Source organism: Marinobacter sp. (assembly GCF_041686475.1).
Lineage (GTDB): Bacteria > Pseudomonadota > Gammaproteobacteria > Pseudomonadales > Oleiphilaceae > Marinobacter.
The window spans coordinates 26,788-33,998 of sequence record NZ_JAWLDU010000033.1 but is presented as its reverse complement, the minus strand read 5'-3'; the positions used below and the strand labels follow the sequence as shown (position 1 = coordinate 33,998).

Annotated in this window: 8 protein-coding genes; 1 reads left to right on the top strand and 7 read right to left on the bottom strand. The window is 58.7% G+C overall.

Annotated features, from left to right (window positions below):
• The 4 genes from ACESMB_RS09450 to ACESMB_RS09435 form a co-directional block, all read right to left on the bottom strand.
• Nucleotides 1-783 (bottom strand): mechanosensitive ion channel family protein (locus ACESMB_RS09450; RefSeq protein WP_372971399.1); only part of this gene is annotated, 783 nt, incomplete at its 3' end.
• A gap of 35 nt (nucleotides 784-818) precedes the next feature.
• The gene (locus ACESMB_RS09445; RefSeq protein WP_372925120.1) at nucleotides 819-1,337 is read right to left on the bottom strand and encodes a L,D-transpeptidase family protein; all 519 of its coding nucleotides are present in this window, start codon (nucleotides 1,335-1,337) and stop codon (nucleotides 819-821) included.
• 57 nt (nucleotides 1,338-1,394) lie between these two features.
• Nucleotides 1,395-2,069: a TetR/AcrR family transcriptional regulator gene (locus ACESMB_RS09440; protein ID WP_372925119.1), complete on the bottom strand. Its 675-nt coding sequence runs from the start codon at nucleotides 2,067-2,069 to the stop codon at nucleotides 1,395-1,397.
• A 60-nt stretch (nucleotides 2,070-2,129) separates the two neighbouring features.
• The gene (locus ACESMB_RS09435) at nucleotides 2,130-3,023 is read right to left on the bottom strand and encodes a hypothetical protein (RefSeq protein ID WP_372971398.1); all 894 of its coding nucleotides are present in this window, start codon (nucleotides 3,021-3,023) and stop codon (nucleotides 2,130-2,132) included.
• Between the two features lie 207 nt (nucleotides 3,024-3,230).
• On the opposite strand from ACESMB_RS09435, the gene ACESMB_RS09430 reads away from it, so the two are divergent.
• On the top strand, nucleotides 3,231-3,845 hold the full coding sequence (locus ACESMB_RS09430; RefSeq protein ID WP_372925117.1) for a riboflavin synthase subunit alpha: 615 nt from the start codon (nucleotides 3,231-3,233) through the stop codon (nucleotides 3,843-3,845).
• On the opposite strand, the gene ACESMB_RS09425 is transcribed toward ACESMB_RS09430, so the two are convergent.
• From ACESMB_RS09425 to ACESMB_RS09415, 3 genes are all read right to left on the bottom strand, one after another.
• Nucleotides 3,824-4,969 (bottom strand): class I SAM-dependent methyltransferase, encoded by a 1,146-nt coding sequence (locus tag ACESMB_RS09425; RefSeq protein WP_372971397.1) that lies wholly within the window; start codon nucleotides 4,967-4,969, stop codon nucleotides 3,824-3,826. The two genes, ACESMB_RS09430 and ACESMB_RS09425, sit on opposite strands and share 22 nt — an antisense overlap.
• A gap of 163 nt (nucleotides 4,970-5,132) precedes the next feature.
• Nucleotides 5,133-5,984 (bottom strand): UDP-2,3-diacylglucosamine diphosphatase, encoded by an 852-nt coding sequence (locus tag ACESMB_RS09420; RefSeq protein ID WP_372971396.1) that lies wholly within the window; start codon nucleotides 5,982-5,984, stop codon nucleotides 5,133-5,135.
• Between the two features lie 82 nt (nucleotides 5,985-6,066).
• Nucleotides 6,067-7,113: a methyltransferase gene (locus ACESMB_RS09415; protein WP_372971395.1), complete on the bottom strand. Its 1,047-nt coding sequence runs from the start codon at nucleotides 7,111-7,113 to the stop codon at nucleotides 6,067-6,069.
• Between the last annotated feature and the right edge of the window lie 98 nt (nucleotides 7,114-7,211).

Genomic DNA, 7,211 nt, shown 5'->3' with positions numbered 1-7,211 from the left:
GAACATCCGGGACGGATTCTCGACAGCAATTTGCGTGAAAGTAGCGTTCGGTACGTAGAGCGGGCGCTTGTCGAACGTGCGGACAGTGGTGAGGCGCCACCCGATGTGCTCAACGGTACCTTCAATATTACGGTCCGGAGAGCGGATCCAGTCGCCCACCTTGAAAGGCCGGTCGAGGTGAATAATGAATCCGCCGAAAAAATTCGCCAGCAAATCTTTCGCGGCGAAGCCGACCGCGATACCACCGACACCACCAAACGCCAGCACACCCGAAACGCTGTATCCCAGCGACTGCATCGCTATCAGCACCGCGGTAATGATCACCACCGCGCGGGAGAGTTTGCTCACCGCATTGACCGTGGTGTAATCCATCGGAGATTTCATTTTGAGGGGCGAGGTCAGTATCTCCTCCCCCTGTTTGATAAACCGCAGTAGAGTCCACACTAGCAACCAGACAAAACCAATCTGTAACAGTGTGTCGTTAACGGAAAAGATTTCGGCTTTGGAATAGCGGTGCGCCACCTCTGCAGCCCAATAAACCCCCTGCAGCCATACAAAGGCAACAACCGGTTTCCTGGCGGCGTGCAGCAGTGCATCGTCCCAGGCGTTATCGGTTTTCTTGAAATGCCGCTCAATCGCACCGACGATAAAACTGGCGATGTAAGCAACAACGGCGGTACCGGACACCAGGGCAAACACGACGATCCCGACCCGCCAGCTTTCCGAGAGCAGGCTCCAGTTCTGAATCCAGTCATTCACTATGGAAGGGATTTCTTCAATCATCGGCTCTCTCGGTTCCGTCAGATCAATGATGGTGTTTATCGTATCAACACGGGTATGCCCGGCTTTACCCGGCTGTACAAATCGATCACGTCGTTGTTGCGCATGCGGATACAGCCATGGGAACGTGGGGCGCCCATGGGTTCGGAATCCGGTGTGCCGTGAATGTATATGAAGCGGCGGAAACTATCGACCCCGGAGCCGCGGTTTTTGCCCGATTCCAGTCCACACAACCAGAGGATTCGGGACAGGATCCAGTCCCTGTCGGGAAACTGACGGGCAAGCTCCGCAGAATACACTTCTCCGGTCGGCCTGCGGGCAACAAACACCGCGTTCAGGGGGGCACCACCGCCAACCATTGCACGCACATAATGATCGCCTCTTGGAGTGCAACCGCTGTTCTGTCGCTCGCCGGGGCCATTGAGTGCTGTGGATACCGGGTAGGAAACCGGTGATGATGCGTCTTCAGGAAACAGCGTCAGCGTCTGCGCGGCCAGGCTGATCTCAATCCCGTGAGAAGATCCGGGCACGGTAGGGGAAACGGAATCATTTGGCATGCGGCGTCAGCTCCCGGCAGACGAATCAAACCGGAAGCCTAACCGACAGCGTGGGGCTCAGGCAACAGAGCTTTTATGGGCAGGAGGCACCAGCATGGCATCTTCGGCCTGCATGCCGGCGGCAAGGAATGGCACCAGGCGAGCGGCAATTTCCTGAACCGTGGTTTCCACCCCCAGCTTGTTCTGCAGGATATCCCGCAGGGCATCGCTGCTGGACATGGTGAAGGCGGTGGCACCCAGCATGAACTGGATTCGCCAGTAGCGATCCACCGAAGACAGTTGCGGCGTTGCTTCTTTCAGGAGACGCATGAAGCGACTGAATGGCTGGCTGTACTCCTGCTCGAGAAACTTGCGCAGGTGCCCCTGGGACTGGGTATAGGCCAGGCCGAGCAAGCGCATGAATATGGAGATACCCTTCTCGTTGCGCTGGGGCATACGCACAGCGCTTTCCGTCAGCGCCCACAGGGTCTGGTTCAGCGTGGGTGGTGCGCCATCACAACGTGCCTCCAGGTCATCGAAGGCGTTTTCCAGGGTTGCGGAAAACGGTGTGAGGAAACGGGCGAACACCGCATGGATCAGGGCATTCTTGGAGCCAAAATGATAATTGACAGCGGCCAGATTTACCTTAGCCTTACTGGTAATCATCCGTAATGAGGTTTCAGAAAACCCGCGGTCTGCGAAGAGTTCTTCAGCTGCATCAAGAATCCGGTCAACCGTATCATACTGAGCCATTTTATTATCAGTGCCTCTAGCAAACGTCTGTTTGAAACATACGTTTGACCGGCAATCTTGTCAAGTTCTGCGCTCTGGCTCCGACGCTACTGATTCCCAACCTTCGTCCAATGCCCGCTGATGGCCCTCGAAAAATGCCTGCTGGACCCGGGAATAGGCTTTCTCGGCCTCGAGAAGATAGACCAGATAGAGGCGGACATGCTCCCGGCGGGTCAGGTTTCGCGCCAGGGAACGACGTTCGGACAACGCCAGCAATTCGCTGAAACGCGTCGCCTTGAGCGCCGGATTGAATTCCGCCATGCGAGCGCATTGCCACACCAGACCTTCCTTGCCCTCCAGATGTTCAATATGCTTGCGGGCATCCCGCAACATCCGTCGACGCCGAATCAGCAAATCCATATAGGAGGGACGCGAGGTATAGAAACGTCGAACGGCTGGCACCCCCATCAGCAGAATAATCACAAAGGCACCGAATCCGCCGCCGGCAATCCATGCGGGCACAAAACCGGTCATACCGCTGAGGAAGATAATCGCCGCCGTCAGCGCACTGAGCAGCCAAAGATCCCGGTTTCGACGGGCTGCGGAGAGCGTGTAATTGTCTGGCCAGTCCGGCAGCGCCAGCAGGTCAAAATCCAACAGCAACACCCGGTCACACTGTCGCAGCATCAACCGCAGTTTGCGCTGGCGGGATTCTGCCAGGGTTTTCCCGATGTCCTTCGGCGCATCGCTGGCAGCGCCCTGCTTACCGGCATCCACAGCACCGGCCTCATCGTCCTGCCCGGGAACGGAAACCGCCTGCGCTGCCCCGGGCGTCGCAGATTCTGCGGTTACCTGACCAACGTCACCTGTCCGGCCACCTGATACAGACGGCTGCGGATCCGCGGGGCGCCCCTGGCGCAAAAGGGGCTCTTCCGGACCGTTACTCTGCTTGGCTGCACTGTTATTCTCTGCCATCACTGGTTTCCCATTGACCATAGCCGTGGCCAGCGCCCTTGAAACTGCGCCCCGCCCTGCTCGTCTATCGACCGCACCGGGGGATCCTTGAGCCTGAGGAAATACGACTGCCTATCGAATGCGGCTTGGCATGGCCTTGTGCTGTCGCTATCCTTGCCTGTTCCAGTGTAGCCGTAACCGGCCACCAACGTCGTTAGAGAGGCATGAATGTTTACAGGCATTGTTCAGGGTGTCGCGACCATTGACAGTCTATCCGCCGAACCGGGGCTCAGCAGCTTCGCAATCCGTTTTCCCGAAGAGCAGGTTCACGGTGTCAGCATTGGCGCCTCTGTTGCTATTGACGGCACCTGCCTGACGGTAACACGGCAGGAAGGCAACCGGCTTTACTTCGACGCCATGCAGGAAACACTGCGTGCCACCACTCTCGGGGACCTGAAGACGGGTGACCGGATAAACTTCGAAAGAGCTGCCAGGATCGGCGACGAGATTGGCGGGCACCTGCTGTCTGGCCATGTGCACACCACCGCAGACATCGTTGCAATCGAGCGGCCTGAGAACAACTGCACCCTGGAGTTCGAGGTGCCGGAATCCTGGGCCAGATACATTTTTCCCAAGGGCTACATCGCCATCAACGGCTGCAGCCTGACCATCGGAGAGGTTCGAGGTAACCGGTTCAACGTATATCTGATTCCGGAAACCCTGAGAGCCACTACCTTTGGCGACGTAGCCGTCGGCGACCGGGTGAATATCGAAATCGACAGCCAGACCCAGACCATCGTCGACACCCTTGCGCGGATGGGCTACGACCGGCCGGCATCCTGATTGCCGGCGTCGAATACCACGAACCTGGGGTCCGCATCCAGCTGGCAAACCACTGAAAAGAAGCGCTTGAGGCTTCGGTGATATCCCAGATGGCGGTTTCCCACCATCAGCATGCGCCCGCCCGGCGCCAGATGGCGGGCAACTTGCCGGAACAGCCTCAGGGCGATGTGATCCCCGACCACACCGCCCTCATGAAAGGGCGGATTCAGCAAAACAAGCTCGAACCGGCCAGCATCTTCAGGAATGCCATCGCTGTGGTGGAACGCCACCTCGGCCTCGAGAAACGCCTCGGCAACATTGTCACGGGCACTGACGACGGCCTGGCTGGAGACATCCGAGAAAGTCACCGACAGATCCGGCTTCTCCGCCAGTACCGCAATGCCCAGCACACCGTTGCCACAAGCCAGATCCAGCACCCTGGCACCCGGGCCCAGGGAATTGATCTCCCGCCTGACAAGCGGCAACAGCAGGCCGGTACCACTGTCCAGTCTATCCCTGGCAAACACGGCCGGCATGGCGCTGACGTTGTGGTTCGACGGTGGCAGTGGATAGCTCTTCCACAAATCGGCCCAGTTCCTCAGGGTCTGGTCTCCGGGAGCAGCGACAATTACCCTCGCTTTCCTGCGGGCCGGGCAGACCTCCCGGGTGTGCACCAGATCCGCGAAGACACCGGCACTGCTGTCCGGCAGATGCTTGATCATGCCGCCGGCAATGAGCGTACCGTCTGAATCCAGCACGCTGTTCACCCAACGCAAAAGGCAGGTCAGGTAATCCACCTGCCGGGGTATACGCATCACCACCAGGTCGAACGGGCCTTCTGGCGGGGCCAGCCAGCTGTGCGGGGCAACAACGCTTTCTCCGGCGGGCGTGTTCGTGGCCAGGGCCAGAGTGAGTGAATAGCTGTCGGCAAAGGAAACCGGTGCAAAGGGCGCCAACCCCAGGGTCAACGCGCCGAACTGGTCATCGACAATGAGCACTCGCGGGCCGGATTCGGGAGAAAAGCGGGCAAAGGTCTGTTCCAGTAACTGTTCATCCGCCGCATCCCAGGCTCGCAAGGCACGGCCTCCGCCCGGGCGTTTCAGGGGCAGGGAAACTCCGTTAATTTCCAGCACGTCGTTTGTCATTTCAGGCTTCCGCTTTTCGGTTTTGGAACAGCGGCCATTCTAGGCTGATTATTCTAGAAATTAACCCTACTGTGGCAGAACGATTTCAGGTTGCTCCGTGTTTTTGGAAGCCAACCTTCTTTGCCCCTCACCCCAGGGGCTTTTTTTTGTCGCGGCAAAAGCCTTACCTGGGCGCGGCGTTGATGCTTTCTATGAATGCGGGAGATAACACATCGATCACCGGTCTGTGTCCCCCTGCGAACTCCGGTGCCGGCTCCGCAGGCTCGGTGGCAATAACCGCTGGCTGCTCCGACCAGTGCAGGATATCCAGCCTGCCGTCCTGTTGCTCCACCAAAGCGGTGCAATGCTCCACCCAGTCTCCATCATTGCAGTACAGGCCTTCCTGACTGCGCAGAAAACCCGCTGAGTGTATGTGGCCGCATATAAAGCCGTCGTAGTGGCCTCGCTCTGCAGCGGTCAAAGCTGCCAACTCAAAGCGGCGAATGAAGGACCTCGCCTTGCCAATACGGCTTTTCACCCAGGCTGCCAGCGACCAGTAGGGTTTCCGGCGCAGCCTGCGCCAGGCATTGAACCAGCGATTCAGACGCAGCAGGATCCCATGGGCATGGTCGCCCACCAGCAGCATCAGGGGACTGCACCTCACCACTTGGTCGAACTGGTCGCCGTGACACACGACGAATCGGCGGCCATCAGCAGTGGTGTGAATGGCTTTCTGCTTCAGCTCGATGCCGGCCAGAGTCTGACCACAGAAGTGCCTCATAAAGTCATCGTGATTGCCAGGCACATAGATCACCCTGGTGCCTGAGGCCGCAATCGCCAAGAGCCTGCGCACTACCACCTGATGACTTTCCGGAAAGTGAACTCTGCGCTGCATGGCAATCAGGTCGATAATATCGCCCACCAGGTACATCGTGTCGCAGCTGACGTTGTCGAGAAAATCCAGAAGGTATTCCGCCTGGCAGTCTGCTGACCCCAGGTGAACATCGGAAATGAAAATGCTCCGGTACTGATGCATCGGCTTCTCCCACCGGCCTGATCAAGGATTAACGGTACCTTGTCCGATAGCAGTGACGACCGTATGACAGCCGTAAGACAGTTCAGTGACGGCGGGCAGACCAGACCGTAAATCGCTTGTCGCCCGCGATAGCGCTCACCGGTCCCACATGGCGGCGGATCAGCTCCTGGTAGGGCAGAAAGCTGTTGGCGACGAGTCGTAATTCGCCACCTGGCTCCAAATGCCCGGCAACCTGTCGCAGGAATTCCTCTGTCATCGATGTATCAGTACGGATACCGGTGTGAAAAGGCGGGTTACTCAGTACCGCTGCGTACTTGCCCTCAACTCGCTCCAGACCATCCGAGGCAGCAATTGTGCCAACCGCTCCGGCGCGCTGATAGGTAGAGCGGGCGCAGATGACAGCCTGTGACTGGACATCCACTCCATCCACTTGAGTACCTGGTTCACCCAGTGAACGCTGGTAAAGCTGCAACCAGGTGCCGATGACCCCGGCGCCACAGGCAAAATCCAGCACCGGCCCGTCTTTCAGGGGAAAACTGGCGAGGGAGTCGAGCAACATCGCGGTGCCGGCATCCAGCGCACCCGCACTGAATATTCCCGGCAATCCGGCTACCTGGAAGCGGACCCCGCTGCTTTCAACACCATGCCACTGCAGCCACTGGCGCACATCAAAGGTTTCCGAAGGTTGCAGGTGGTCAGCCTGCCAGACCTGGCAATGCCGGGCACTGTCTATCTTCGCAGCCTGGGGCGCCAGAGCCCTGAGCTGCTTCACGGCGCCAGAGATACCCTCTTTTTTCTCGCCAACCAGGATCAGGCGGCCCCCCTTCGCCACCAGCCAACTCGCCAACTCCAGCCGCAGGGCCATCTCAGCCCGCGCCTTGGCAAGAAAGACCACAACTGTATCGGCGCATCCCGGCGAGAGCACCGGGTCATCATAGCCAAATGCCGCTGTCCAGCCTTCAAGGCTGCTCAACCGCTGCCAGAGGCCAAAGTGCTCGGTAACCACCAGACCTGAGCCTGCGAGGGCGGGCATCAGCGCCGGGTCTGCCGGCCCCAGTATCGCGAGGCGGCCATAGAGGTATTCGCGGTTTTTCAGCAAGGCTTCGTGGGAGTTGGGCAATGCAGGCATTGTGGGACGGTTCCGGTCTTTGAATCAGGCGGGATACTCTAACCGGAATAAAGCCCGGAGTCTCGGCCCGGGCCATCAGATCTGTCAGTGTGAAGATG